Raw genomic sequence first — 24,308 nt, forward strand, 5'->3', positions numbered from 1 at the left:
TATGCAGCGAGGACACACCACTTCACGCCGTCGCACGCCACCCCGTTCACCGTGGCGGCGGACACGGCCGAGCGGGGCGGCGAGGCCATGACGGTCTCACCGCCCCGCTCGGACCAGCGGCTCCCGAACCGGGTCTGGGGCGTACGCGTGTGCCGTGACTGCGGCTCAGTGAGCCACGGCGCGTGCCATGGAACCCCGGCGCGGCTGTGCCGGGACTCCTCGGGCGGGTTCCGCCGCCTGCCGGCCCGCCGGGGCCGGTCGGGCGGCCGTCGCCGGGTTGCGGCGCGGCTGTGCCGCCGCACCGTTCTGGACGTCCATCACCGCGTGCGCGACGAGACCGCCCATCGGGTCGTGCCGGATCAGATCCCGTAGCCGGGAGCGCGAGGATCGGCCCTCGTTGCCCGGATACAGGTGCTTGCCGAGACCGACCGCGTGCGCCAGCGCGGCGAGCGCAGCGGTCCGCGGGTCCGGTGGCACACCGGTGCGGATCGCTGAGTCCAGCCGGGACCTGATCTCCCGGCTGATGTCGGTGTCCGTCGCCTGATAGCGAGTCGTCGGCAGCACCCCGCACATCTGGCCCGCCACGGCATGCACCATGCCGCACCGCTCCAGATGCGAGAGATACGTCTGGCGGAGCCCCAGCCGGGGTCCGCCGATCCAGTGGACAGCACGTACCGGAGCGCCGCGCCTGCGCAGCAGCTCCAACGCACAGTCCAGAGTCGGATCTCCTGTCGGCCGTGGTACGACCACGGCGATACGATCCCCGTCTGGGGCTATCCGTCCGGCCAGCGCCAGCTCTACTAGCTGTGCTCCGGCCAGACCGAGGTCGAGCGACTGCGGCTGTGCGGTGGTACCCGTGGTCGGGTCCAACGCCAGCAGCAGAAGCTCCTCCGGAATTGTTCTGCGGCTCCTGCCCATCCATGCCTCCCCGCGTGGATGAATCACAGGGTGACCCCTCTCACATTGGTCTGTCGAGGGTGCGTGACCTGTTTGTTGTGGAACCGGTAGGTATGTCGTTCTCGTCTACCGCAGGGGCCAAGCCCTCACACAGGACACTGGTACATGGTTCGGACAGCGCGCTGAAAGCGTGCGGCGCAGAGGAGGCATCGGTGGCGGGCGAGTCCCCCGACAGGTCGAAGCAGCGCGAGTCGTCGGCAGAACCGACGTCGGGGAACGGGGCCCCGGTTCCCGATCCCCGCGTAGCCGTCACCCGCGACCAGCCCCACCCGGACGGGGCGACGACGGACTCGACGACCCGCGTCCTGACGGTCCCGCCCAGGACCACGCCGGAGGAGCCCGAGGGTCCCGAGGGTCCCGACGACCCCACGGAGACGTCCCGCCTGCGGGAGGCGGTGGCGACTTGGGTCACCCCGGAGCCCGATTCCGACCCCGGCTCCGATTCCGATTCCGATTCCGATTCCGGCTCCGACCCCGACGGCTCTGACGGCTCTGACGGCCCCGGCTCGCTGACGGACGCCGGGGGGCCGGGGGAGCGGGAGGCGGTGACTGCTGACGGCGGGGAGCCCGAGGACGCGGTTGCAGACGCCGGGGAGCCAGAGGACGCGGTTGTCGGTGCCGGGGAGCGCGTAGAGGCCGCCGAGGACGCCGCTGAAGGCGCCGGGGAGCCCCAGGACGCCGAGAAGGGCCCCGAAGGGGCCCAGGACGCCCCTGAGGGCGCTCAGGAGGCCCCGGAGGACGCCGCGCCCCCCGAGGACGCCACCCCGGAGGCGGAGGCTCCGCAGACGCCGGAGGACGCCGACGAGGAAGGGCCCGAAGACAGGACCGGGACCGGGATCGCAGACAGCGACAAGCCCGCCACCCCCGAGCCCACCCCCGCCGGTGCCACCCTGACGCTCACCGCGGAGGCCCGCAGCAGGGCGACGGCCCCCGAGGACGCACACGAGGACGACGAGAACGCCCCGGAGGACGCCGAGGACGCGCCCGCTGCCGCCGACGGCGATCCCGCCCCACAGGGGCCACCCGCACCCGACGACGAGACCCGCACGGGCGGTGCGGGTGGGAAACAAGACCCGGCCGAAGGCGAAGCCGAGGCTGGATCCGAGGCCGAGGCCAAACCCGTCGACCAGCCGACCGCCATGCTGAAACTCCCGCCCACGCCGGAGGCGGAGCGCACCAGCAAGTTCGTCGCCCTCAAGCCCCTCGACACCCCCGCGGAGCGCCCGGCGGAGCGCCCCGCAGAACGCCCCGCCGGCCAGACCCGCACCACCGCCATCCCCCAGGTCGGCCCCGAGTTCACCACCCAGCAACCGCTCCCCCCCAAACCCCCCCTCGACCTCCTCGCCGAGCTGACCAACACACCCCCGCCCCCGGCGACCCCCCTGCGCACGGTGGTGCGCCGGGTCAAGATCTGGACCCCCCTGGTCCTGCTGCTCCTCGTCGTGTTTGCGGTCGTACAGACCGTCCGCCCCGTCCCGTCGCCCACCCTCGCGCTGACCGCGCAGGAGAGCCACACCTTCGAGGGCGGCGAGGTGAGCATCCCGTGGCCGGAGGACGGACAGGCCGCGCTGGATGTCCAGGGCATCGGTTCGTTCGGCTCGGCCGGTGAGCAGAAGCCCGTACCGATCGCCAGTGTCGCCAAGGTCATGACGGCGTACATCATCCTGCGCGACCACCCGCTCAAGAGCGGTGAGGAGGGCCGGATGCTCGACATCGACCAGCGCGCCGAGGAGGAGTCGGACGCCGGTCAGGAGTCGACGGTGGATGTCACCGCCGGGGACCAGATCTCCCAGCGCGAGGCCCTGGAGAGCATCCTGATCGCATCGGCGAACAACGTGGCCCGGCTGCTGGCCCGCTGGGACGCCGGGTCGGACCAGGCGTTCGTGGACAAGATGAATGCCACCGCCGAGGACCTCGGCATGACCGACACCACCTACACCGACCCCTCGGGGCTGAACGACTCGACGGTGTCGACGGCCGTGGACCAGGTGAAGCTGGGGAAGGCGGCGATGCAGATGCCGGTCTTCCGCGAGGTCGCCGCGATGATGTCGTACGACGACTACAAGGGTGTCAATCACTCCAACTGGAACCAGATCGTCGGCAGCAACGGTGTCGTCGGGATCAAGACCGGCACCACCACCTCCGCGCTCGGCAATCTGCTCTTCGCCGCGACCAAGGAGGTCGGCGGGGAGACCCGGACCGTGGTCGGCGCGGTGGTGCGGCAGCCGGCGGGCGGTTCCGACAACACCATCCTCCAGGGCGCGCTCTCCGCCGGTGACCGGCTCATCCGGGCCGCGCAGGAGGCGCTGACCGCGCAGACGCTGCTGAAGAAGGGCGATGTCGTCGGGTATGTGGACGACGGGCTCGGCGGGCGGACGCCGGTCGTGGCGACCCGTGATGTGAACGCGGCCGGCTGGTCCGGTCTGGAGGTGGAGCTGTCCTTCACGGAGGACGAGCTGCCGCGCACGGCGAAGGCCGGGACCAAGGTCGGTTCGCTGACCGTGGGCGACGGCAGCGGCGGCGCGGTGTCGGTGCCGGTGGCGCTCCAGGCGGACCTGGTGGAACCGGCCTGGACGGACAAGCTGACCCGCATCGGCTGACCCGTATCGGCTGACCCGCATCGGCTGAACGGCATCAGCTGAACCGCGTCGGCCGACCCCGTCGGCGGGCACCCACCCCGGAGCCCGTCGGCGGGGTCTCTGCTAGCGTCACGAATCGGGACAGGTCGGCGGGCATGGCGACGGCACGGTGGAGCCGGGAAGAACAGGGCGCGACCGGTGGCGGAACCACCGGGGACGTGATGCGACGCCGGGAGAAGACGGGACACGGGGAGTGCCTTGAGGTGGCCACTGCGGAGCCGACACGCGCCGAGGACAGGGACGCGCGACGGGGCGAGGGACCCCGCCGAATAGAGGACGGGGACGTCTCGGCGCTGCGCCGGTGGCCGTCGGCGCATCCGGTGCTGTTCTCGACCGCGCTGGCCGCCCTGCTGCATCTCGTCTGGTTCTTCACGTTCGCCAACAGCGGTGGTGATCTCGCGGCGCAGGACGCCTGGGCGGAGTTCGCCGGGCGGCATCCGGACTCGGCGTACAACCTGGCCTGGTACGGCGGGATGCATCCGGTGTCGTACAGCGCGGTGTCGCCGTATCTGATGTCCGTGCTCGGGGTGCGGACGACCATGATGATCGCCGGGACGGTCTCGGCGGCGCTGCTGGCGTTCATCCTGGTCAGGGTCAGGGAGGTGCGCAATCCGCTGTGGGCGTCGCTGGCCGGGGTGTTCGCGCTGCTGTGCAACGCGGCCTCGGGGCGGGTGACGTTCGGGCTGGGGGTGCTGTTCGCGCTGGGCGCGGTCGCGGCGGTGTTCTGCTGGCCGTACCGCTGGCGGTACCGGCGGGTGGCGAAGGCGCTGTGCGCGGCGCCGCTGGCCGCGCTGGCGACCATGGCGTCTCCGGTGGCGGGGCTGTTCGTGGGGCTGGTGGCGGCGGCGCTGTTCCTCCAGAAGCGGCGGCCGGGTGCCTGGGTGCTGGGGCTGCCGCCGGTGGCGGTGGTCGCGGTGTCGGCGTGGGCGTTCCCGTTCTCCGGGACGCAGCCGATGTCGTTCGGGTCGGCGGCGCTGCCGCTGCTCTACTCGGTGTTCGTGTTCCTGGCGGTGCCGCCCGCGTGGAAGACCGTGCGGATCACGGCGGCGGTGTACGCGCTGGCGGTGCTGCTGGTGTGGCTGGTCAGTTCGCAGATCGGGTCGAACATCACCCGGCTGCCGATGCTGTTCGCGGGGGCGGCGCTGGTGGCGGCGCTGCCGTTCACCGTGGAGCGCTCGCGCCGCTGGTACGCGCTGGTGGTGGCCTCGGCGGGGTTCATGGTGTGGATCGGCTACAAGTCGGTGGACGACGTGGTGAACACCACCCCGGCCGCGTCCTGGGCGCGGGAGCTGGCGCCGCTGGTGAACGAGTTGCAGGAGGTCGGCGCCGACCGGGGCCGGGTGGAGGTGGTCCCGGCCCGCTCGCACCGCGAGGCGTCCGCGCTGGCCCCGTATGTGAATCTGGCGCGGGGCTGGAACCGGCAGGCCGACATGGAGCGCAATCCGCTCTTCTACGACGACACCCTCAACTCGGCGAACTACCACGAGTGGCTCAAGCGCTGGGCCGTGCACTACGTGGTGCTGCCCAAGGGGGCGCCGGACGGGGACGGCGGTGAGCGGGAGCGGGAGCTGGTGCAGCGCGGGCTGCCGTATCTGACGCAGATCTGGGGCGACGCCAACTGGCAGCTGTTCGAGGTGACCGATCCGGCGCCGCTGGCGGATCCGCCGGCCACGGTGGAGCGGGCCGGGCAGGAGGGCTGGACGATCCGGGTGAGCCGGCCGGGCGAGGTGCTGGTCCGGGTGCCGTACTCGCCGTGGCTGGGGCTGGTCGACGCGGACGGCAACGGGGTGGAGCCGCCGCAGGAGACGGAGGCGTCCAAGGAGCGCCCGGAGGGCACACCGAGGACGTTCGACAATGTCAACGGGTGTGTGATGGAGGCGGCGGAGGACGCCCAGGGCGACAAGTGGACGGTGCTGCTGGCGCCGGAGGCCGGGACGTACCGGCTGGGGGCGCCCTATCAGCTGCCGCGCGGGACGCCCTGCCCGGAGGAGCTGCGCGTGGGGGTGCCGGGAGTGGAGCAGCCGTAGCGCTGCCGCTCCGTCATCGGGTCCTACCTCTCCGGGCCCTGCCCTCTGCTCGTCCTGTGCTCGTCCTGTGCACGTTCCCTACTCATCCCTTGTTCTCTCCACCCTCCCTTTTCTCCTTCCATTTATTCACGTCCATGAACTGAAGTCATCAAGGCGAACGATTTTGCGTTCTCTTGACCCTCAGCTTTCTTGTCGTGTCCGCGCCGACGCCCGGACGATGAGCGAGCCGTCGCGAGGCGTTCACAAGCCGGAACAGCAGACGGATTCCTGGACTGAACTGTGGAAGGGGGCTCATGAACGGTCTCGACTGGGCCGTGCTCATCGGCTACTTCGGCGTCATGGTCGCGATCGGCGTCTGGTCCCACAAGCGGGTGGACAGCGTCAGCGACTTCTTCACCGCCGGGGGGAAGATGCCGTGGTGGCTGTCCGGCATCTCGCACCATATGTCGGGCTACAGCGCGGTCATGTTCACCGGCTACGCGGGCATCGCCTACACCTACGGTGTCACTTCCTTTGTGACCTGGTCCTTTCCCATCGCCCTCGGTATCGCCATCGGGTCGAAGCTGTTCGCGCCGCGGATCAACCGGCTGCGCGGACGGCTGCATGTGGCGTCGCCGCTGGAGTATCTGAAGAACCGGTACAACCTGCCCACCCAGCAGGCGCTGGCCTGGTCCGGGATGCTGCTGAAGATCGTGGACGTGGCGGCGAAGTGGGCGGCGATCGCGACGCTGCTCGCCGTGTTCACAGGTGTGTCCCTGAACCAGGGCATTCTGATCACCGGCGTGGTGACCGGGATCTACTGCACCATCGGCGGACTGTGGGCCGACGCGCTGACCGAGCTGGGCCAGTTCGTGATCCAGCTCCTCGCCGGGCTCGCGATGTTCGTCGCGGTGCTGGTGGAACTCGGCGACTACGGCGGCTTCTTCGGCGTCTGGGACCGGCCGGAGCTGGACGGCCATGAGAAACCGCTGGTGGGACCGTACGGCACGGTCTTCCTGCTGGCCTTCCTCTTCATCAAGCTCTTCGAGTACAACGGCGGGATGCTCAACCAGGCCCAGCGGTACATGGCCACCGCCACGCCGAAGGAGGCGGAGCGCTCCGCGCGGCTGTCGGCGGCGCTGTGGCTGGTCTGGCCGCTGGTGCTGTTCTTCCCGATGTGGATGTCGCCGCTGCTGGTGGAGTCGCAGAAACCGGACGGCTCCGACTCGTACGCGCTGATGACCGAGCAGTTGCTGCCGCACGGGCTGCTGGGTCTCGTCATCGTCGGTTTCTTCTCCCACACCATGGCGATGTGCTCCTCCGACGCGAACGCCATCGCGGCGGTCTTCACCCGGGATGTGGCACCGGTGCTGTCCGCGAAGGCGCGGTCGTGGTCGGAGCAGTCCGGGCTGATCGCGGCGCGGGTCACCACGGTGGCCTTCCTGGCGCTGTCGATGGCGGTCGCCACGCAGATCAACTCCCCCACGTTCAAGGACATCATCACCGTCGTCATCAAGTGGGTGGCCGGGCTGATGGGGCCGATCGCGATTCCGATGATGCTGGGTCTGCTGCGGCAGTTCCGGCGCTCGGGGCCGACGGCGGCGCTGACGTCGTGGGGGGCGGGGCTGGTGGCGTTCTGGCTGGTGAACTATCCGATCAACTGGAGTGTGGAGGGCGGGGTGCCGTTGCAGTACCAGGTGTCGGTGCCGCTCGCGGTGTCGCTGGTGCTGTACGTGGTGATCGGGTGGGTGAAGCCGGAGGACACGGCGGAGCGGGACGCGATCATCGAGCGGATCAATACGGATGACGACGACTCAGCGGCGGCTGCCGTTCCCGCGCAGGCGGGGGGTACGCCGGTGAAGGACTGATCCGGGGACGGGGTACGGGTCGGGGGAACGCCGGTGAGGCACTGGCCCGGCGACGGGGTACGGGGCGTGGCGCTCACCCGCGCGAGCGGGGTGCCGCCGCGCCCACCCGTGCCGCCCCAGCGGCACGACTGCCCGCAGCTAAGCGGGTCTATGGGGGGGCGCGGCTGGGCGGGATCGCGGCGCGGGGCTGGGCGGGATCGCGGGGTGCGGCTGGGCGGGATCGCGGGGCGCGGCGAGGCGGGTTTTTAGGGGCGCGGGGAACCGCGCACAGGGCGGGTGGAGGCGGTACCGGGGGAACGCCGGTGAGGCACTGGCCCGGCGAAGGGGTACGGGGCGGGGCGTGGCGCTCACCCGCGCTGGCGGGGTGCCGCCGCGCCCACCCGTGCCGCCCCAGCGGCACGACTGCCCGCGGCTATGCGGGATCGCGGCGCGGGGCTAGGCGGGTTTTTAGGGGCGCGGGGAACTGCGCGACCGGGCGTCCCGTCCCGGCCTCCCCCCTATCGGGGATACCGGGTCAGCCAACCCGGCGCCGCCGCCGCGGGCGTGTGCAAGGCGGAGCCCTGGGTCATCTCCATCGCGAAGTCGTCGGCCAGTTCCAGGATGGTCGCGCGGCCCTCCAGTTCGGTGAGCCAGGCCGGGGGGAGGGCTGTCTCGCCGTGCAGGGCGCCCAGTAGGCCCCCGGTCAGCGTGGACGTCGGACCCGAGGGGCCCTCCTGGTTCGCCGCCAGCCGGAGGCCCTGGCGGACGTCGTCGCCGACCAGCGCGCAGTACACCGCCCCCGACAGCACCGCCGCCGCCGTACCCCCTGCCACCAGCTCCGTCACCCGGTCCGGTGTCGGGATGCCCTGGCGGACCGCGCCGAGGGCGCGTTGCAGGGCCCCGGAGACCGGTTCGTGGCCGGGGCGGGCCGAGAGGAGGGACAGCGCCCGCTGCACCGCCGCGTCCAGCCCGTCGCCCCGCGCGAGTCCGTGGACGACCACCGCGTACGCGCCCGCCGAGAGGTACGCCACCGGGTCGCCGTGGGTCTGGGCGGCGCATTCGATCGCGAGTTGGACCACGAGCTGCGGCTCCCAGCCGACCAGCAGGCCGAACGGCGCGGAGCGGGCCGTCGCCTCGGGGCCGGTCTCGCCCGGGTTCTTCGGCGCCTCCAGCGTGCCCATCGTCTCGTCGCCGAGCCCGAGCAGCAGCGCCCGGGTCGGGGCGCGGCGGGCGTACAGCCACTCCTCGCGGGCCAGCCAGCCGTCGTCCTTGCGGCGCTCGTCGGGACCCCAGTCCCGCTGGGTCGCCGCCCACCGCAGATACGCGCGGTGCAGATCGGTCGGCGGATGCCAGGCGCCGGTGTCCCGGCGGACCTGGGCGCGTATCAGCCCGTCCACGCTGAACAGGGTGAGCTGGGTGAGATGGCTGACCGCGCCGCGCCGGCCGTACGCCGGGACCAGGTCGACCAGCCCCTCGGCGCCGTACGCGGCCCGGATCTCGTCCAGGCCGAGGGCGTCCACGGGGGCGCCGAGCGCGTCGCCGACGGCCACCCCGAGCAGCGTGCCGCGCACCCGGCTGCGGAAGTCCTGCTGCTCGGCACGGCCCCACCCGGCACCGGACGTGATCTCCACCCGGACCCCCTTCAGCGCTCGCGTCCCGTGCTACGACAGCTCAGCACTGTATTCGACATGGAATGGCGGGACCGGTCCCTGGAAAGATCCGTGTCATGACCACTTCCACCCCCACCGTCCCTCCGGCGCCCGCCGCCGCTCCCCCGGCCTCGCGTGCGCTGTGGCTGACCTCGCTGGCGCTCACCGGCACCCTGGCGCTCTACATCGCGCTGGTGGCCCTCGGGAACATCACCGACTTCGACTCCAACCAGCAGTTCGTCCGGCATGTGCTGGCCATGGACACCACATTCGGGGACGAGGACCTGATGTGGCGGGCGATCACCAGCACCGCCCTCCAGGACACCGCCTATGTGGCGATCATCGTCTGGGAGACCGCCGCCGCGCTGGTGCTGATCGCCGGGACCTGGTTCTGGGCCCGCCGGGACACGGAGCGGGCGCGGCGCTGGTCGACGTACGGGCTGCTGATGCTGATGCTGCTGTTCGGGGCCGGGTTCATCGCGATCGGGGGTGAGTGGTTCGCGATGTGGCAGTCGGAGGACTGGAACGGGCTGGACGCGGCGACCCGGGTGTTTCTGATGAGCGGGGTGGTGCTGCTGGTGAACCAGTTGCCGGACGCCGTACGGGGGCGGAAGCCCTAGTCACTCGACGACCGTGACCGTCGTCCCCGTCGTGCCGAAGGCCCACAGCGCCGCGCTGTCCGCCGACTTCATCCGGATCCCGCCGGTCCGGACCCCGGCGGCGGGCGGCGGGGGCGAGGAACCGTCCAGCGCGCTGGAGAAGGCGACGTTCACCCCGGACTTGGCGGCGAAGTAGACGATGTTCTCGATCTCCACGCCGTCCGAGCCGGTGGTGGACTCGGCCCGGTCGCCGACCGGGTAGCTGCCGGGGTCGGGGTCGACCGTCCCCGGCCAGACGGTGAAGGTACGGCGGGCCGCGTCGCTGGCGTCGACCAGCCAGACCCGCCGGTCGGAGAGCGAGTACACGATCCGGCGCCCGCTGCCGGAGCCGTCCGGCACCCGGACCGAGGCCGGTTCGCTGGGCCCCGGTGAGGCGCTCGCGGACGCGGACGGCCCCGGATCACCGGCGGCGGCCACGGGGCGCGGCCCCTCGGCGGCCTGGACGGCGAGGACCCCGACGGCGGTGACGGCACCCGCGGTCAGCCCGGTGATCCAGATCCACGAGGGCAGCCGACGAGCAGCCACGGCACCCAACTCCTCAGTCTCCGGCGGACTCCGGCCCCGACCCACAGCGCCCGACGCGGAACGCGTGACCGCGGCGGCGTCGGATCATCGTACTGTGCCCGTACCGCTCAGCCCGCCCCCCGCGAGGCCCGCCACATCGTGTGCTCGCGGCTGATGGCGTCCTCCGCGTCGGCGACCTCCTGGGCCCAGGTGTCCTCCCCGGTGTGCGCGAGGCGGCCCTGGATGACACTGAGTTCGGTGGCGGCGAAGGTGTAGGCGCGGCCCTGGGTCTCGTACTGGCGGACCGCGAACCAGGCCGAGCCCGCGCCGAGGACGGCGGCCAGGATGCCCGCCAGGTCGAAGTCGTAGACCCCGGTGAGGCGGAGCACGGCGGCGGTCAGGCCGAGGCCCTCCACGGCGATCAGCAGCAGCCGCCAGGTGCGGGCCCGGGAGACATTGGTGGTGGCCTTGCGGGAGTACCAGGCGAGCTGGCCGCCGATCCGGCCCTCCAGATAGGCGCGTCGGCGCTCGGCGAAGGGGAGGGCGCGCAGGGCGTTCATCTCCTGGGTGACGGCGGTGGAGCCGACCGGGGCGAGGCTGACCGGCGGTGCCTCGCGCAGCAGGGTCTCCAGGCGGGCGTGGAAGCGTTCACGGGCCTCGGGGAGCGGGAGGTCGCCGGGGAAGGGGCTGCCGCCGACGGCGTACCGCCAGGCCAGGGTCTTGGTGGACTCGGCGAGCGCCCGGCCGTCGTACCACGCCTCCTCGGGGCGTTCGGTGAGCAGCCAGATCTCCACGCACACCGTCGCCACGAACACCAGGACCAGGGCGACGACCGCCGCGCGGGAGCCGAGCGCCCCGCACACCGCCGCGCCGACCGCGAGCACCAGCCGTCCCTTGGTGCCCCTGATGTAGCGGCGCTGGCCGCTGGTGGACGCCCGGTCCGAGGATCGGAACACCACCGGCATCCCGTCGTGGTGCAGCCCCGGCCCGTTTCCCGTCATCGCTGTGCCCCCGTGCTCGTCACATCACGTCACATCGTCGCCCTCGCGCCAACCGCCCCTTTCTACCGGGTTGTTCGTGGTGCGCGGGGGCGAACGGGGGACGGAACGGACGGAACGGGGGGAACGGGGGGAACGGGGGGGCTCAGCCTGAGCTGCTCACCGGGACCGGGGGCAGCGGGTCGACCGGGTGGACGGCGAGGGCGTGCACGGTGACGGTCATCCAGGGCCAGACCGGCAGGGAGGAGATGATGGCGTGCAGTTCGGTGGGGTCGGCCGCGCGCCACAGACCCCAGTTCTCGGTGCGGCCGGGCACCCTCCACATCCGGACGAGATGCCCGGCGGCGGCCAGTTCGGCGGCCCGGTCGCGCTCGGCGGCGGACACCGCGTCCTTCTGGGCCGGGTCCATGCCGTGCGGCCAGGCGATCTGGATGTTGACGAGGAATTCCATCGGTGGTTCGTCTCCTTGCGGGTTCTTCGGGATGCGGTCAGTGGGCGAAGGGGTCGGGGGCGGTGCCGTGCTCGGTGATGACGGACTTGGTGCGCAGGAACTCGGCGACGGCCTCGACGCCGTTCTCCCGGCCGAGGCCGGACTGCTTGTAGCCGCCGAAGGGGACGGACCAGTGCAGCAGGCGGTAGGTGTTGACCCACACCACCCCGGCCTCCAGTCGGGCGCCGACCCGGTGGGCGCGGGACGCGTCGCGGGTCCACAGCCCGGCGGCGAGGCCGTACTCCAGGGAGTTGGCGACGGCCACGGCCTCGTCCTCGGTGGTGAAACGCTGGACGGTGACCACGGGGCCGAAGATCTCCTCCCGGCACACCGGCATCTCGGGGCGGACGTCGGCCAGGACGGTCGGCAGATACCAGAAGCCGTTCTTCGCCTCCCCGTCGAGGTCGGGGGCGCGGCCCCCGGTGAGGGTCCGGGCACCGGCCCGTACGGCGTCGTCGACATAGGACGCGACCCTGGTCAGGGCGGAGCGGGAGGCGAGCGGGCCGATCTGGGTGGCGGGGTCGCGCGGATCCCCGACCCGCAGCCGGTCCACGGCGGCGGCGAACCGGGTGAGGAACTCGTCGTACACCTCGTCCTGCACCAGCAGCCGGGAGCCGGCCACACAGGTCTGCCCGGCGGCGGAGAAGGCGCCCTGGCGGGCGGCGGCGACGGCGGTGTCCAGATCGGCATCCGCGAAGACGAGATGGGCGGACTTGCCGCCCGCCTCGCACACGAACGGCTTCATCCGGGCGGCGGCCCGCGCCCCGAGGTCCCGGGCGACGGCGGTCGAGCCGGTGAAGGTGACCATGGCGACATCGGGGTGCTCGGTCAGCAGCCGGGCCTCCTCGGCGCCGCCGATGACAGTGCCGACGACGCCGGGCGGGAACCCGGCCTCCAGGGCGAGTTCGGCGAGCCGGACCGAGGACGCCGGTGCGTGCGGCGGCGGCTTGAGGACGACGGTGTTCCCGGCGGCGAGCGCCGGGGCCAGCTTCCAGGAGCCCAGGGAGAGCGCCCCGTTGAACGGCGTCAACGCGGCGACCACCCCGAGCGGCTCCTGCCGGACCAGGGCGCTGGCGGTCGGGCTCAGGGTGCGGGAACGGTCCTCCAGGGTCTCGGCGACGGCCGCGAAGTAGCGGTACCAGCGGACGAGGGCGGCGACCTCGGCGCGGGTGGCGCTCAGGGGTTTGCCGTTGGCCCGGGTCTCCAGTGCGGCGAGTTCGTCACCGTGCGCGGCGAGGACGTCGCCGAGCCGGTGCAGGAGGTCGGCGCGGGCGTGCTGGGGCCTCGCGGCCCAGTCCCGGGCAGCCCCAGAGGCGGCGGCGACCGCTTCCGCCACGGCGTCGGGGTCCTGGTGGGCGATGGCCCACCGGGCCCCGGTGGCCGGGTCGATCAGCGGCACCTCGGTACCGCCGGGGGCGCGACGCCGCTCCCCGACGAACGAGGTCCAGACGGGCGGGGTGGTGGTGGGGGTGGGGGTGGTCATGAGGGGGGTGGTCCCTTCGGTGGTGGGCGGGGTCATGGGTGGGTGGGTGCGATCTCGGTGGTGGGCGGGGTCAGTGTCGGGCGGGCGCTCTCTGGGCAGTGGGCGGGCCCACTGCTGGGCGGGGGCCCTGCCGGGTGGGGAAGGCCCCTGGCCGGACGGCTGTCCTGAGGGCGGTCAGGGGAGGGCCCATTGCCGGACGGGTGTCCTCCCGGTGGTGGGTGGGCCCGAGGCCGGGCGGGGGTCCTGCCGGGCGGGCGAGCACCCCTGGCCGGACGGCTGTCCCGACGGCCGGGGAAGCGCCCGTCGCCGGACGCGCGTCCTCCCGGCGGTGGGTGGGCCCGAGGCCGGGCAGGCGTCCTGCCGGACGGACGAACACCCCTGACCGGACGGCTGTCCCGACGGCCCGGGAAGCGCCCATCGCCGCACAGGCACCCTCCCGGCCCGGCGCGAACCCCGCGCCGCACCGACATCCCACCGGCCGGACGAACGCCCCCCACCCGACAGCCGTCCCGACGGCCCGGGAAGAACCCACCGCCCCACAGGCACCCACCCGGCCCGGCGCGGAGCCCGCGCCGCACCGGCGTCCCGCCGACCAAGCGGACGCCCCTCGCCCGACAGTCGCAGGCGGACCCGTGGCCGCGCGGAAGTCCCGCCGGTTCGGCGTGCGGGCTTGGCCGGGTGGTCGTCCCGCCGGTCCGGCGAGCGGCCTTGGTCGGGTGGACGTCCCGCCGGTCCGGCGAGCGGTGGTCGTCCCGCCGGTTCGGCCAGCGGGCTTGGTCGGGTAGCCGTCCCGCAGATTCGGTCGGCGGGCTTGGTCAGGTGGGCGTCCTGTTGGCCGGGGAAGGGTCATGGCTGGGCCGCCTTCTTCCCGGTGAGTGCGGCGCGGACCGCGGGGTCGTCGTGGTGGTGGCAGGCGACGGTGTGGGTGCCCCCGGTGGGGTCGGGGGGAGGGAGAGGAACCGGGGCAGGGGCGGCGGGGACCTCCCTGGTCGGTGGGGGCTGCGTCCGGCACAGGTCCGTGGTGAAGGGGCAGGCGTTCTGGAAGCGGCAGCCGGGGGGCGGGGCCGACGGGTCCGGGGGTTCGGCGCGGGTGCGGATGCCGGTGCCGGGGAGCGGGGCCCTCGGGTCGGGTACCGGGACGGCGGCCAGCAGGGCGTGGGTGTAGGGGTGGCGGGGCGCGGCGAAGACCTCGGCGCAGGGGCCGCTCTCCATGACCCGGCCGCCGTACATCACCACCACCCGGTCGGAGATGTGCCGGACCACGCTCATGTCGTGGGAGATGAACAGGAAGCTCACCTCGCGGTCCCGGCGCAGGTCCTTGAGGAGGTTGACGATCTGGCCCTGCACACTGACATCGAGGGCGGAGACGATCTCGTCGCAGACGATGAAGCGGGGCTCGACCGCGAGGGCGCGGGCGATGGCGGCGCGCTGGCGCTGTCCGCCGGAGAGTTCGTGCGGGTGGCGCCCGGCGAGTTCGGGGGCGAGGCCGACCTGGGCGAGGAGTTCCGCGGCGCGCTCGGCGGTCCGTTCCCGGGGGACCGTGCGGTGCACCTGGACGACCTCGCGGATCATCGCCCCGATGGTCATCCGGGGGTTGAGACTGGCGTACGGGTCCTGGTGGACGATCTGGGCGACCCGGGGCAGGGTCCGGTCGGCGCGCAGCCCGGCCAGGGGGCGGCCCTCGATGAGGATGCGTCCGGCGACCACCGGGGAGAGGCCGACCAGGGCGCGTCCGGTGGTGGTCTTGCCGCTGCCGCTCTCCCCGACGACGGTGACGATGGAGCGGGCCGGGACGGTGAAGGAGACGCCGTCGACCGCGCGGGCGGTGCCGGTGACCCGGCGCAGCACCCCGGTGCGCACCGGGAAGTGGACCTGGAGGTCCTCGACGGTGACGGCGTCGGTCACGGCGTCGGTCACCTCGGCGGCGGTCGGTGACGGGCTCATGCGGGGGCTCCTGCGGGGTGCGGGGCGTCGGCGGCGGGCTCCGGGTAGGGGCAGCGGACCTGGTGCGCGGGGCGGACCCCGGTCAGCTGGAGGAGTTCGGGGACGGCGTCGCCGCACTCGGGGCGGGCGCCGGCGCAGCGGGGCTGGAAGGCGCAGCCGGGGGGCGGGTCGGCGGGGTGGGGCGGGAATCCGGGGATGGCGGGGAGCCGGTCGACCTGGCGGTCCATGCGGGGGACGGCGGCCATCAGGGCGCGGGTGTAGGGGTGGCCGGGGGCGTCGAAGAGGGCGGTGGTGGTGGCGGTCTCGACGATCCGGCCGCCGTACATCACCGCGATGCGGTCGGTGACCCCGGCGACCACCCCGAGGTCATGGGTGATGAGGACGAGCGCGGTGCCCAGTTCGCGGCGGAGCCGGTCGATCAGGCCGAGGACCTGGGACTGGATGGTGACATCGAGCGCGGTGGTGGGTTCGTCGGCGATCAGCAGCCGGGGTTCGCGGCTGACGGCCATGGCGATCAGGACGCGCTGGCGCATCCCGCCGGAGAGTTCATGGGGGTAGCTGCGGAGCCGGTCGCGGGGGGCGGGGATGCCGACCAGGTCGAGGAGTTCCTCGCAGCGGGCCCTGGCCGCGCGGCGGCCGTGGCCGTCGTAGTGGACGAGGGGTTCGGCCATCTGGGCGCCGATGGTCATGGCGGGGTTGAGCGCGGACAGGGCGTCCTGGGAGATCAGGGCGATACCGCTGCCCCGGACGCGCCGCAGGGCGCGGGCGCCGAGCCCGGTGAGGTCGCGGCCGTCGAAGGTGATCCGGCCGGAGATCTCGGCGCCCTCGTGCCCGAGGAGCCCGAGCACGGCCAGCATGGTCTGGCTCTTGCCGCACCCGGATTCACCGACGACGCCCAGGGCCTCGCCCTCGGCGACCCGGAAGGAGACGTCCCTGACGGTCTCCACGGGGGCGGCGGGCTCGGGGCCGCGGCCTGCGCGGCGGTCCGGGTAGGCGACCCGGAGGTGTTCCACTTCCAGAACGGACATGACGGTGTCTGTCTCCCTCTCCATCTCCTTCTCCCTCCTACGCGAGCTTGATCTTGGGGTTGAAGTACGCCTGGACCACGTCGACCAGGAAGTTGATGAGCACGAAGGCGACCGCGATCATCAGGATTCCGCCCTGCACCAGGGGGATGTCCCGGGTGGAGATGGCCTGGTGGAGGGCGAGGCCGATACCGGGCCAGGAGAAGACGGTCTCGGTGAGCACCGCCCCGCTGAGCAGAAATCCGGCCTGGAGCCCGATGACGGTGATGACGGACGGCATCGCGTTGGGCAGCACATGGCGGACGACGACCCGCAGTTCGCCGATGCCCCGGGAGCGGGCGGTGCGGACATAGTCGTTGCCGATCACCTCCAGGACGGCCGACCGGGTCATCCGGGCGATCACCGCCAGGGACCAGGCGGCGAGGGTGAGCACCGGCAGCACCATGTGCGCGGCGACATCGAGGAAGCCGCCGCTGCCGCCGATGGAGGTCATCCCGGTGGCGGGCAGCATCCGCAGCTGGAGCGAGAAGACGACGATCAGCACCAGCCCGAACCAGAACGAGGGCACGGAGTTGAGGAAGAGGACCCCGACGGTCAGCCCCCGGTCGCGCAGGGAGCCCGGCTTCATCGCGGCCCAGGTGCCGATGGCGACCCCGGCGAGGGCGGCGACGACGATGGCGGTGCCGGACAGCAGCAGGGTGTTGAGGAACCGCTCCGAGAGCACCTCCGACACCGGGCGGCCGAAGGAGAGGGAGCGGCCGAGGTCGCCGCCGAAGAGGTTGCCGAGGTAGGTGAAGTAGCGGGAGATCGCGGGCTCGTCGAGTCCGAGGTCGGTGCGCAGGGCCTGCCGGTCCTCCTCGGTGGAGGTGGGGCCGAGCAGGGCGGTGGCCTGGTCGCCGGGGATGATCTGGCCGAGCGCGAAGGTGGCGATGGTGACCCCGAGGACGACGGGGATCATCTGGAGCGCCCGGCGCAGGGTGAAGGTCAGCATGGCGTGTCTCCTGGGCTGTTCATGACCGGCCGCGCGCGGTGCGGCTGCGGGGATCGAGACGGTCGCGTACGCCGTCGCCGAGCAGGTTGAACCCGATGGCCAGGACGACGATCACCAGGCCGGGGACGGTCGCCACATGGGGTGAGGTGACCAGCAGGGCACGGCCGCCGCTGAGCATCTGGCCCCAGTCGGGGGCGGGCGGCTGGGCGCCGAGGCCGAGGAAGGCGAGGCTGGCGCCGAGGATGACGTTCCGGCCGGTCTGGAGGGTGGCGAAGACCACCAGCGGGCCGAGCAGATTGGGCACGATGTGGCGCAGGGCGATCCGGCGGTGCCGGTAGCCGAGGACGGCGGCGGCCTCCACGTACTGCTCCTGCCGCAGGGACACCACGCTGCCGCGGACGATCCGGCCGAACTCGGGGACGGTGACCACCACCATGGCGATCACCATGGAGGTCAGCCCAGGGCCGAGGGCGACCCCGATGCCGAGGGCGAGCAGGATGCCGGGGAAGGAGAACATCACGTCGAAGACGCGCATCAGGACGCTGTCGACCCAGCCGCCGACATAGCCGGAGACCAGGCCGAGCAGTCCGCCGATGAGCAGCGCGAGCAGCGTCGGCAGTACGGCGACCAGCAGGGCGAGGCGGCTGCCGTGCATCAGCCGGCTGAGGATGTCCCGGCCGACCTCGTCGGTGCCGAGGAGATGGCCGTCGGTGAACGGGGCGAGGCCGATGGCCGCCGGGTCGGTGGCGAGCGGGTCGGCGGGGGCGATCCAGGGGGCGAGCAGCGCGACCAGCACGGTCCCGGCGACGACGGCGCCGCCGATGATCGCGGTGGTGTTGCCGCCCCGGGCGGCGCGCAGCCGCTCGCGCAGCCCGGCGGCCGGTGCGGTCGCCGGCGGTACGGCGGCCTTGGTGGCGGCCTTGGTGGCGGTCATGGCGGGAACCTCCTCACCCACGGCGGACGGTGGTGTAGTCGATGTAGACGGAGGGGGCCGCGACGACCCCGTCGACCGTGCGGCTGAGCAGCCGGGGCAGCCGGTCCTGGTAGAGGAAGACCCAGGGGGCGTCCTCGGCGATGGTGTCGGCGGCCTGCCGGTACAGGCCGGTGCGGGTGGCCTCGTCGGCCTCGGCGCGGGCCCGGTCGAGGAGGGTGTCGACGGCCGGGTTGCGGTACCAGCCGCGGTTCACGCCGTCCGGCGGGTGCAGTTCGCCGCTGAACATCCGCTCCAGGAAGTCCCCGGCGTCGGCGCCGGTGGTCCAGCCGTTGAAGGAGCCGTGGACGCCGTCCTTGTAGCCGCCGCCCTCCTCGGCGACCAGCGAGGCGAATTCCATGTACTGGACCTCCAGCCGGACGCCGACCGCCTTCAGGTCCTGCTGGATCAGCGACATGATCTCGGTGGCCTGGGAGAAGCCGGGCCCGCTGTCGGGCGCGAGCAGCTTCAGCCGTACGGGGGTGGGCACCCCGCTCTCGGCGATCAGCCGCCGGGCCAGCGCCGGGTCGTGGGCGTAGCGGTCGGCGCCGGTGCCGTCCTCCTGGTACGCCTCGTTGCCGCGGGCCAGCGGGCCGGAGGACGGGGTGACCTGGTCGGCGGTGAGGGTGGCGATGGCCCGCCGGTCCACGGCGTGGTTGAGGGCGCGGCGGAAGAGGGCGTTGTCGGTGGGCGCGGTACGGGTGTTGAGCCGCAGGAAGTACTGGTTGGCGGGCTCGGGGTACTGGACGGTCATGGTGCCCTGCCCGGCGAGCTGGCGGACCTGCTGGGCGCCCGCGCTGAGGATCGCGTCGACCTCGCCGGTCTGGGCGGCGATGGCCAGGGTGGTGGGGTCGCTGACGGACTCGACGATGATGGACGCGGTGCGCGGGGTGCCGCCCCAGTAGCCGGTGTTGCGGGTCAGCTCGACCCGTTTGCCGTGGTCGGCGGCGTGCTGGCGGAAGGGCCCGGTGCCGACCGGGTGCAGCCCCACCTCGTCGGGCCCGTACTCCGTGAGCACGGCCGGGCTGATCAGTGACATCCGCCGGTCGGTGAGCACCCGGGGCAGTCCGGCGTACGGGGTGGTGAGCCGCAGCACGATGGTGTGCGGGCCGCTGACCTCGACGCGGTCGATCCAGCGGGTCAGGAACTTCATGTTGCCGGCGGCGGTGGCGTCGTGGACCGGGGACTTCTCGTCGGTGATCCGGTCGAAGTTCAGCTTCACGGCGTCCGCGTCGAAGGGCGTGCCGTCGGTGAAGGTGACACCGGTGCGCAGCTGGAGGGTGTAGGTCATGGCGTCCGGGGACGATTCCCAGGAGGTGGCCAGGGCGGGCCGCAGCGCGGGCGCCCGGTCGGTCTCGGTGCCGAGGTCCTCCCGGATCAGCGGGTCGAACAGCGCGTCCACGACCCGCAGCCCCACGGTCCCGGACAGCCGCTGCGGATCGAGTACGGGGATCTCGCCCTCGGCCCCGATGACCAGGGTGTCCGGGTCGCGCCCGAAGCTGGGCGGTGTGGCGCAGCCGGTGAGCAGCAGCGCCCCGGCGACCAGGACGCCGAAGCCCCGGCGGGAGACGGTACGGAGGGGACGGGTCGGGCCGGGCGGCCCGGATGGTGGTGTGAGCCTCATGGACGGTGCCTTTGCTCGGGGAGTCTCATGGGGGCGGTCTGTGGCCGTCGGAGCGGCCGGAGGGGCGGTCGGACGGGCGGGGCGACTCGTTCGCGTGCTTCAGGTCCTTCAGGACCGTCGCCGCGGTGTTCCGGCCGGGGATGCCGGTGACATAGCCGCCCGGCCAGGTGCCGCTGCCGCCGAGGTAGAGACCGGGCAGCGGGGTGCGGTGGGCGGCGAGGGCGGGGTGGGGACGGGTGCCGAAGAGGGTGGCGGGGAGCATGTCTCCGTGGGTGATGTTGGAGCCGGTGAGGCCGAGTTCGCGGGCCATCTCGACCGGGTTCATGAAACGGTGGGCGACGATCCGGTCTTCGAGGCCCGGCATCAGCAGGCTCAGCTGCCGGACGCAGCGGCGCCCGAAGCGGTCGGTGCGCTCGGCGTCCCAGGGGCCGTCGTGCGGCCGGTAGGGGGCGTGCCAGGCGTTGACGCTGATGAGATGGGTGGTGCCGGGGGTGAGACCGGGTGAGGTGAGGGTGGGGGTGAGCCCCCACATCAGGATCTCGTCGCCGCTGCGGCCCTCCAGCGCCGCCGCGATGGCCTGGGCGATGCTCGCGGGCGAGGACCCGAAGCGGAACTGGCAGAGCCGCGCCGCCTCGGGATCGGTGCCGTCCGGGAGCCCCGCGTACGACGGCAGCTCATCGACCTCCAGGACCACCTTGAACGCGGAGCCGCGCATCGGGGTGGCGAGGACGGCGTCCCCGATCCCGGGGTCCATGGCGTCCGGTGCCAGCAGGTCGCCGAAGAGGTGCTGGGGGTTGACGGTGGAGATCACCCGGGGTGCGAGGAACTCCTCGCCGGACGGGGTGACCACGCCCCGCACCCCGTCCGGCCCGTGCAGGACGCGGGCGACCGGGGTGCCGGTGCGCAGCTCGACGCCATGGGCGCGGCAGGCGGCGGTGAGGGCGTCGGCGATGGCGCTCATGGAGCCGACCGGGAGCCCGGTGGAGCCGCGCAGGGCGACCCGTTCGGCACCCCCCGGGTCCCGGCCCCCGGTGGCGGCGAGCGCGAAGGGCCGCATCAGCAGCCCGACCCCGCTGCCCGGCTCCGACGGCGGTACGAGCTGGGCGTTGAGCGCGAGCAGCATCAGCAGCGCCTTGGCCCGGTCGGAGCGCAGATGGGCGTCGAGCAGCTCGGTCAGCCCATGGTCGAAGACCAGCTCGAACAACCGCAGGTCGTCCGGCTCGGACAAACGTTTCCGCAGGACGTCGGTCTCGGGCGGCGGGGTGTCCAGCCGAACCCCCAACCGGGCACCCAGCCGCTCCAGCCCCTCGATCAGCCCCCGATACCGCCCGGCCTCACCGGGCGCGAAGGCGTCGAGCTGGGCATCCACGCGCCCCTGATCCCGCCACCCGACGAAACACCCCTCGTCGAACCGGTGCACCACGGTCGGGTCGACCCGGACGAACCGCAGCCCGTACCGGGCGAGGCCGAGTTCGGCGACGACATCCGGGCTGAGGGAGCCGGGCGAGTTGGTGAAGGCCAGCCGGCGGCCGGGCAGGAACTCGTACCCCCCGCAGGGACCACCGGCCACCGGCCGGGATTCGAGCAGCGCGACCCGCAGTCCCGCCCGCCCCAGATAGGCGGCGGTGACCAGCCCGTTGTGTCCCGCGCCGACGATCACGGCGTCATAGCGGCGCATGTCAGTCGCGGGCGGCGGCGGTGAAGCCGTCCTCGAAGAGATCCAGCCAGTTGCCGCCGGAGATCCGCTCGACCTCGGCGGCGGTGAAGCCCCGGGCGAGCAGCCGCTCCCGGACGAGGGCGTACCCCCGCCCGGCGGCGAACCACTCCGGGAACTCGACGGGCCCGGAGATCGGGACCATGGGGCTGCGGCTCCAGCGGCCCTGCCGCCACCAGTGGAGTTCCTCGTCGCCGTGCCCGGCGTAGTAGTCGGAGCCGAGACCGACATGCTCGACACCGATGAGGTCGACGGTATGGACGACCATGTCGCAGAACTTGTCCACGGTGCAGTCGACCCCGTCCGGCGCGATCCTCGGATACATGCTGAGCCCGACCACTCCCCCCGACGCGGCGGTCTGCTTGAGCACGGTGTCGGACTTGTTGCGCAGCGCGAGTTCCACGTCCTCGCCGACGAAGGCGCGCGGGTTGGCGTGGGTGACGGCGACCGGCCGCTCGGACGCCTCGATGGCCTCCAGCGAGGTGCGCTCATTGCAGTGCGAGATGTCGACGACCATGCCGACCTGGTTCATCTCACGGATCAGATTGCGGCCGTAGGTGCGGGACAGCCCGGCGTCCTCGCCCTCCCAGCAGCCGGCGCCCGCCGAGTTCTGGGTGTTGTAGGTGAGCTGGGCGATCCGCACCCCGGCCTGGTGGAAGGCGCCGACGAGATCGAGGTCGTCCTCGAACGGCGAGCTGTTCTGGAACCCGAGGACGACGGCGGTACGGCCCTCCCGCCCGGCGGCGCGGATGTCGTCGGCGGAGCGGCCCTCGCGCAGCAGATCGGCGTGCTCGGCCAGCAGCCGCTGCCAGCGGCCGACCTCGCGCATGGTCTCGGTGGAGTCCTCCCAGATGGCGACGGTGGCGTGGATCGCGGTGATACCGGCCGCGTGCCACTCCTCGAAGCGGTCGCGGGAGGGCTTGACGAACTGAAGGGCGTCGACGAGCACGGGGGTGTTCTCCTCGGGGTGGGGGCGGGGACCGGAACCGGCGTTCATCGCTCGGCGATCCGGCCGAGCCGCCCGAGCGCCGGGATCTCGTCCCGCAGACCGAGATGGCGCAGCGCCCGCCACAGGGACGCCTGGTTGCTGCTGATGACCGGCAGCCCGGTGTCCATCTCCAGATAGGGCAGCACCTCGAAGGTGCGGAAGGTGCCGCAGGAGATCAGCAGGGCGTCGGCGTCGGGCGCGGCCCGGTGCAGCCTGCGCCCCAGCCGGTAGGCGCTGTCGGCGTCATGGACGCTGGCCTCGTACGGGTCGGTGATCTGGAGCCCCTCGACGACCGGGACCTCGAAGCCGACGGCGGTGAGATAGGCGCGCAGGGCCTCATTGACCTCGTCGGTGTAGATGGACCCGACGGCCACGGAGGTGGCGCCGACCGCGCGCAGCGCGTCCACCTGGGCCTGCATCATCGTGATCGCCGGGACGCCGGTCTCGGCGGTGATCTCGGCGGTCACCTTCTCATCGGTGCCGGGGCCGGGGATGAAGGTGCCGGGTGCTCCGCACTGGACGATCAGATCGACCTTGGCGGTGGCCAGCTGCCGGGACGCCTCCAGGACCTGCGCCATCATCGTCCGCAGCCCTTCGGCGTCGACCTTGGGCACGATGGTCCGCGCATCGGCGAAGGCCACGCCGGTGGGCGCGACGGAACGCCACTCCTCAGCCCCCTCGATCGCCGTAGCAGGACGTATCTGCCCAATACGGGCACGCCAGCCGAGTAGCATACGAATCCCTCTTTCTCACGATGACCCGAAGGGGCCGGAAGGGGTGTGTCCCTCAATCTGGGACAGTGGACCAGATCGGTTGGGACAACGTACCTACGGCGATGGAGACAGGTCAATGGGGAGGATGGGGAAGAAGGGAAGCACTGAATCCGCCATCGGGCGACAAGATCCGGCCACTGATGACGTAGGTGAGTAGAACGCCTCTAGGGGCGCGGGGAACTGCGCGACCAGCCCCCACCGGCCCGCAGACGAACGATTACAACGAAGGCGTCACGCAGGCTGACGCCACCGCACAGTGATCTCCGCGGCAGCCGCCCTCAACAACGGCACAAGCTCCGCCGTCCGCTCATCAGTGAGCCGTGCCTGCGGCCCGTAAATACTGAGCGTGGCCACCATCCGCCCCTGGGACCCGATCGGCACGGCCACCCCGCACCCCCCCGGGATCCACTCCTCCCGGCTGACGGCGAACCCCTGCTCACGGGCCAGCTCGATCCGGGCGAGGAGACCGGACTCGACCCCCGCGTCCCCGCCCGCGTGCTCCCGCACCAGCGGAGCGAGCCGCTCGGGCGGCAGCATCGACAGCAGTACCCGCCCGGTGGCGCCGGAGAAGAGCGAGTACGGGCGCCCCACGCCCGTGATCAGCCGCAGCGGCTGAGGGCTCTCCGCCTCGTAGACGGTGACCCGGCGTCCGTCGACGACCGTGGAGACACAGGCCGTCTCGCCGGTCAGCGCCGCGATCCGGGACGCGGTCGCGGACGCGGCGCCGACGAGATCGCTGTTGGCGGTGTGCTTCCAGGCGAGGGTGAGGGCGGCGGGCCCGATGACGTACTTGCGGGTGCCCTCGTCCGCGACGGCCAGCCCCTCGCGCTCCAGGGAGGCGAGGATGCGCTGCACCGAACTCTTGCTGATCTCCAGGTCCCGGCTCAGTTCCCGGACCCCGCGGGGCCGGTCGGCGTCGGCGATGGCCTTGAGCACCTGGATGGCGTGGTCCACGATCTGCACGGTGCCCACGGGACGCGTCCCGGAGGCGGGCCGGCCGTCGTCATCACCGGGAGCGGCGGACGGACGGACGGCCCCTCCGGGGGC

Annotated in this window: 19 protein-coding genes; 4 read left to right on the forward strand and 15 right to left on the reverse strand. The window is 72.7% G+C overall.

The window, feature by feature from the left end:
* Nucleotides 1-165 precede the first annotated feature (165 nt).
* Nucleotides 166-918 (reverse strand): GPP34 family phosphoprotein, encoded by a 753-nt coding sequence (locus ABZX40_RS34950; RefSeq protein ID WP_355746666.1) that lies wholly within the window; start codon nucleotides 916-918, stop codon nucleotides 166-168.
* 191 nt (nucleotides 919-1,109) lie between these two features.
* Here ABZX40_RS34950 and ABZX40_RS34955 point away from each other — a divergent pair, with 191 nt between their 5' ends.
* The 3 genes from ABZX40_RS34955 to ABZX40_RS34965 all read left to right on the forward strand — a co-directional run bounded on the left by ABZX40_RS34955 (nucleotide 1,110) and on the right by ABZX40_RS34965 (nucleotide 7,470).
* Complete coding sequence (locus tag ABZX40_RS34955; RefSeq protein ID WP_355746663.1) at nucleotides 1,110-3,557, forward strand: D-alanyl-D-alanine carboxypeptidase; 2,448 nt, start codon at nucleotides 1,110-1,112, stop codon at nucleotides 3,555-3,557.
* Between the two features lie 242 nt (nucleotides 3,558-3,799).
* Nucleotides 3,800-5,623, forward strand: a complete 1,824-nt coding sequence (locus tag ABZX40_RS34960; protein WP_355746800.1) for an MFS transporter — start codon at nucleotides 3,800-3,802, stop codon at nucleotides 5,621-5,623.
* A gap of 293 nt (nucleotides 5,624-5,916) precedes the next feature.
* Nucleotides 5,917-7,470 carry a sodium:solute symporter family protein gene (locus tag ABZX40_RS34965; RefSeq protein WP_355746661.1) on the forward strand — a complete coding sequence of 518 codons (1,554 nt, stop codon included), beginning with the start codon at nucleotides 5,917-5,919 and terminating at the stop codon, nucleotides 7,468-7,470.
* 497 nt (nucleotides 7,471-7,967) lie between these two features.
* Here the strand turns inward: ABZX40_RS34965 and ABZX40_RS34970 are convergent, their stop codons facing one another.
* Complete coding sequence (locus ABZX40_RS34970) at nucleotides 7,968-9,080, reverse strand: ADP-ribosylglycohydrolase family protein (protein WP_355746658.1); 1,113 nt, start codon at nucleotides 9,078-9,080, stop codon at nucleotides 7,968-7,970.
* A 95-nt stretch (nucleotides 9,081-9,175) separates the two neighbouring features.
* Between ABZX40_RS34970 and ABZX40_RS34975 the strand changes: the two genes are divergently transcribed.
* Complete coding sequence (locus ABZX40_RS34975; RefSeq protein ID WP_355746656.1) at nucleotides 9,176-9,718, forward strand: DUF2165 domain-containing protein; 543 nt, start codon at nucleotides 9,176-9,178, stop codon at nucleotides 9,716-9,718.
* On the opposite strand, the gene ABZX40_RS34980 is transcribed toward ABZX40_RS34975, so the two are convergent.
* From ABZX40_RS34980 to ABZX40_RS35040, 13 genes are all read right to left on the reverse strand, one after another.
* Nucleotides 9,719-10,282, reverse strand: a complete 564-nt coding sequence (locus ABZX40_RS34980; protein WP_355746654.1) for a hypothetical protein — start codon at nucleotides 10,280-10,282, stop codon at nucleotides 9,719-9,721.
* A 107-nt stretch (nucleotides 10,283-10,389) separates the two neighbouring features.
* The gene (locus ABZX40_RS34985; protein WP_355746651.1) at nucleotides 10,390-11,262 is read right to left on the reverse strand and encodes a DUF4231 domain-containing protein; all 873 of its coding nucleotides are present in this window, start codon (nucleotides 11,260-11,262) and stop codon (nucleotides 10,390-10,392) included.
* Between the two features lie 142 nt (nucleotides 11,263-11,404).
* Nucleotides 11,405-11,710 (reverse strand): muconolactone Delta-isomerase family protein, encoded by a 306-nt coding sequence (locus ABZX40_RS34990; protein ID WP_355746648.1) that lies wholly within the window; start codon nucleotides 11,708-11,710, stop codon nucleotides 11,405-11,407.
* 37 nt (nucleotides 11,711-11,747) lie between these two features.
* Nucleotides 11,748-13,232 (reverse strand): aldehyde dehydrogenase family protein, encoded by a 1,485-nt coding sequence (locus tag ABZX40_RS34995; protein ID WP_355746645.1) that lies wholly within the window; start codon nucleotides 13,230-13,232, stop codon nucleotides 11,748-11,750.
* An 846-nt stretch (nucleotides 13,233-14,078) separates the two neighbouring features.
* Nucleotides 14,079-15,176 carry an oligopeptide/dipeptide ABC transporter ATP-binding protein gene (locus ABZX40_RS35000; RefSeq protein WP_355746642.1) on the reverse strand — a complete coding sequence of 366 codons (1,098 nt, stop codon included), beginning with the start codon at nucleotides 15,174-15,176 and terminating at the stop codon, nucleotides 14,079-14,081.
* The gene (locus ABZX40_RS35005) at nucleotides 15,173-16,204 is read right to left on the reverse strand and encodes an ABC transporter ATP-binding protein (RefSeq protein ID WP_355746639.1); all 1,032 of its coding nucleotides are present in this window, start codon (nucleotides 16,202-16,204) and stop codon (nucleotides 15,173-15,175) included. The genes ABZX40_RS35000 and ABZX40_RS35005 overlap by 4 nt, the downstream gene beginning before the upstream one ends.
* A 37-nt stretch (nucleotides 16,205-16,241) precedes the next feature.
* Nucleotides 16,242-17,192, reverse strand: a complete 951-nt coding sequence (locus tag ABZX40_RS35010) for an ABC transporter permease (RefSeq protein WP_355746636.1) — start codon at nucleotides 17,190-17,192, stop codon at nucleotides 16,242-16,244.
* A 19-nt stretch (nucleotides 17,193-17,211) separates the two neighbouring features.
* Nucleotides 17,212-18,126: an ABC transporter permease gene (locus tag ABZX40_RS35015; RefSeq protein WP_355746634.1), complete on the reverse strand. Its 915-nt coding sequence runs from the start codon at nucleotides 18,124-18,126 to the stop codon at nucleotides 17,212-17,214.
* 13 nt (nucleotides 18,127-18,139) lie between these two features.
* The gene (locus ABZX40_RS35020; protein WP_355746631.1) at nucleotides 18,140-19,786 is read right to left on the reverse strand and encodes an ABC transporter substrate-binding protein; all 1,647 of its coding nucleotides are present in this window, start codon (nucleotides 19,784-19,786) and stop codon (nucleotides 18,140-18,142) included.
* 25 nt (nucleotides 19,787-19,811) lie between these two features.
* Nucleotides 19,812-21,464, reverse strand: coding sequence for an NAD(P)/FAD-dependent oxidoreductase (locus tag ABZX40_RS35025; protein ID WP_355746628.1), 1,653 nt, complete (start codon nucleotides 21,462-21,464; stop codon nucleotides 19,812-19,814).
* A gap of 1 nt (nucleotide 21,465) precedes the next feature.
* Nucleotides 21,466-22,449: a membrane dipeptidase gene (locus tag ABZX40_RS35030; protein WP_355746797.1), complete on the reverse strand. Its 984-nt coding sequence runs from the start codon at nucleotides 22,447-22,449 to the stop codon at nucleotides 21,466-21,468.
* A 44-nt stretch (nucleotides 22,450-22,493) separates the two neighbouring features.
* Nucleotides 22,494-23,222: an aspartate/glutamate racemase family protein gene (locus tag ABZX40_RS35035; protein ID WP_355746625.1), complete on the reverse strand. Its 729-nt coding sequence runs from the start codon at nucleotides 23,220-23,222 to the stop codon at nucleotides 22,494-22,496.
* Between the two features lie 270 nt (nucleotides 23,223-23,492).
* Nucleotides 23,493-24,233: an IclR family transcriptional regulator gene (locus tag ABZX40_RS35040; RefSeq protein WP_355746794.1), complete on the reverse strand. Its 741-nt coding sequence runs from the start codon at nucleotides 24,231-24,233 to the stop codon at nucleotides 23,493-23,495.
* Between the last annotated feature and the right edge of the window lie 75 nt (nucleotides 24,234-24,308).

This window comes from Streptomyces sp. NPDC004610, assembly GCF_040609715.1.
Lineage (GTDB): Bacteria > Actinomycetota > Actinomycetes > Streptomycetales > Streptomycetaceae > Streptomyces.

What these genes read in the sequence shown, in the direction of transcription:
- ABZX40_RS34965 (WP_355746661.1), top strand. Translation starts at nt 5,917, where the DNA reads ATGAACGGTCTCGACTGGGCCGTGCTCATCGGCTACTTCGGCGTCATG.
- ABZX40_RS35025 (WP_355746628.1), bottom strand. Translation starts at nt 21,464, where the DNA reads ATGCGCCGCTATGACGCCGTGATCGTCGGCGCGGGACACAACGGGCTG.
- ABZX40_RS35015 (WP_355746634.1), bottom strand. Translation starts at nt 18,126, where the DNA reads ATGACCGCCACCAAGGCCGCCACCAAGGCCGCCGTACCGCCGGCGACC.
- ABZX40_RS34985 (WP_355746651.1), bottom strand. Translation starts at nt 11,262, where the DNA reads ATGACGGGAAACGGGCCGGGGCTGCACCACGACGGGATGCCGGTGGTG.
- ABZX40_RS34950 (WP_355746666.1), bottom strand. Translation starts at nt 918, where the DNA reads ATGGGCAGGAGCCGCAGAACAATTCCGGAGGAGCTTCTGCTGCTGGCG.
- ABZX40_RS35000 (WP_355746642.1), bottom strand. Translation starts at nt 15,176, where the DNA reads ATGAGCCCGTCACCGACCGCCGCCGAGGTGACCGACGCCGTGACCGAC.
- ABZX40_RS34990 (WP_355746648.1), bottom strand. Translation starts at nt 11,710, where the DNA reads ATGGAATTCCTCGTCAACATCCAGATCGCCTGGCCGCACGGCATGGAC.
- ABZX40_RS35005 (WP_355746639.1), bottom strand. Translation starts at nt 16,204, where the DNA reads ATGTCCGTTCTGGAAGTGGAACACCTCCGGGTCGCCTACCCGGACCGC.
- ABZX40_RS35020 (WP_355746631.1), bottom strand. Translation starts at nt 19,786, where the DNA reads ATGAGGCTCACACCACCATCCGGGCCGCCCGGCCCGACCCGTCCCCTC.
- ABZX40_RS35035 (WP_355746625.1), bottom strand. Translation starts at nt 23,222, where the DNA reads ATGCTACTCGGCTGGCGTGCCCGTATTGGGCAGATACGTCCTGCTACG.
- ABZX40_RS34995 (WP_355746645.1), bottom strand. Translation starts at nt 13,232, where the DNA reads ATGACCACCCCCACCCCCACCACCACCCCGCCCGTCTGGACCTCGTTC.
- ABZX40_RS35010 (WP_355746636.1), bottom strand. Translation starts at nt 17,192, where the DNA reads ATGCTGACCTTCACCCTGCGCCGGGCGCTCCAGATGATCCCCGTCGTC.
- ABZX40_RS34975 (WP_355746656.1), top strand. Translation starts at nt 9,176, where the DNA reads ATGACCACTTCCACCCCCACCGTCCCTCCGGCGCCCGCCGCCGCTCCC.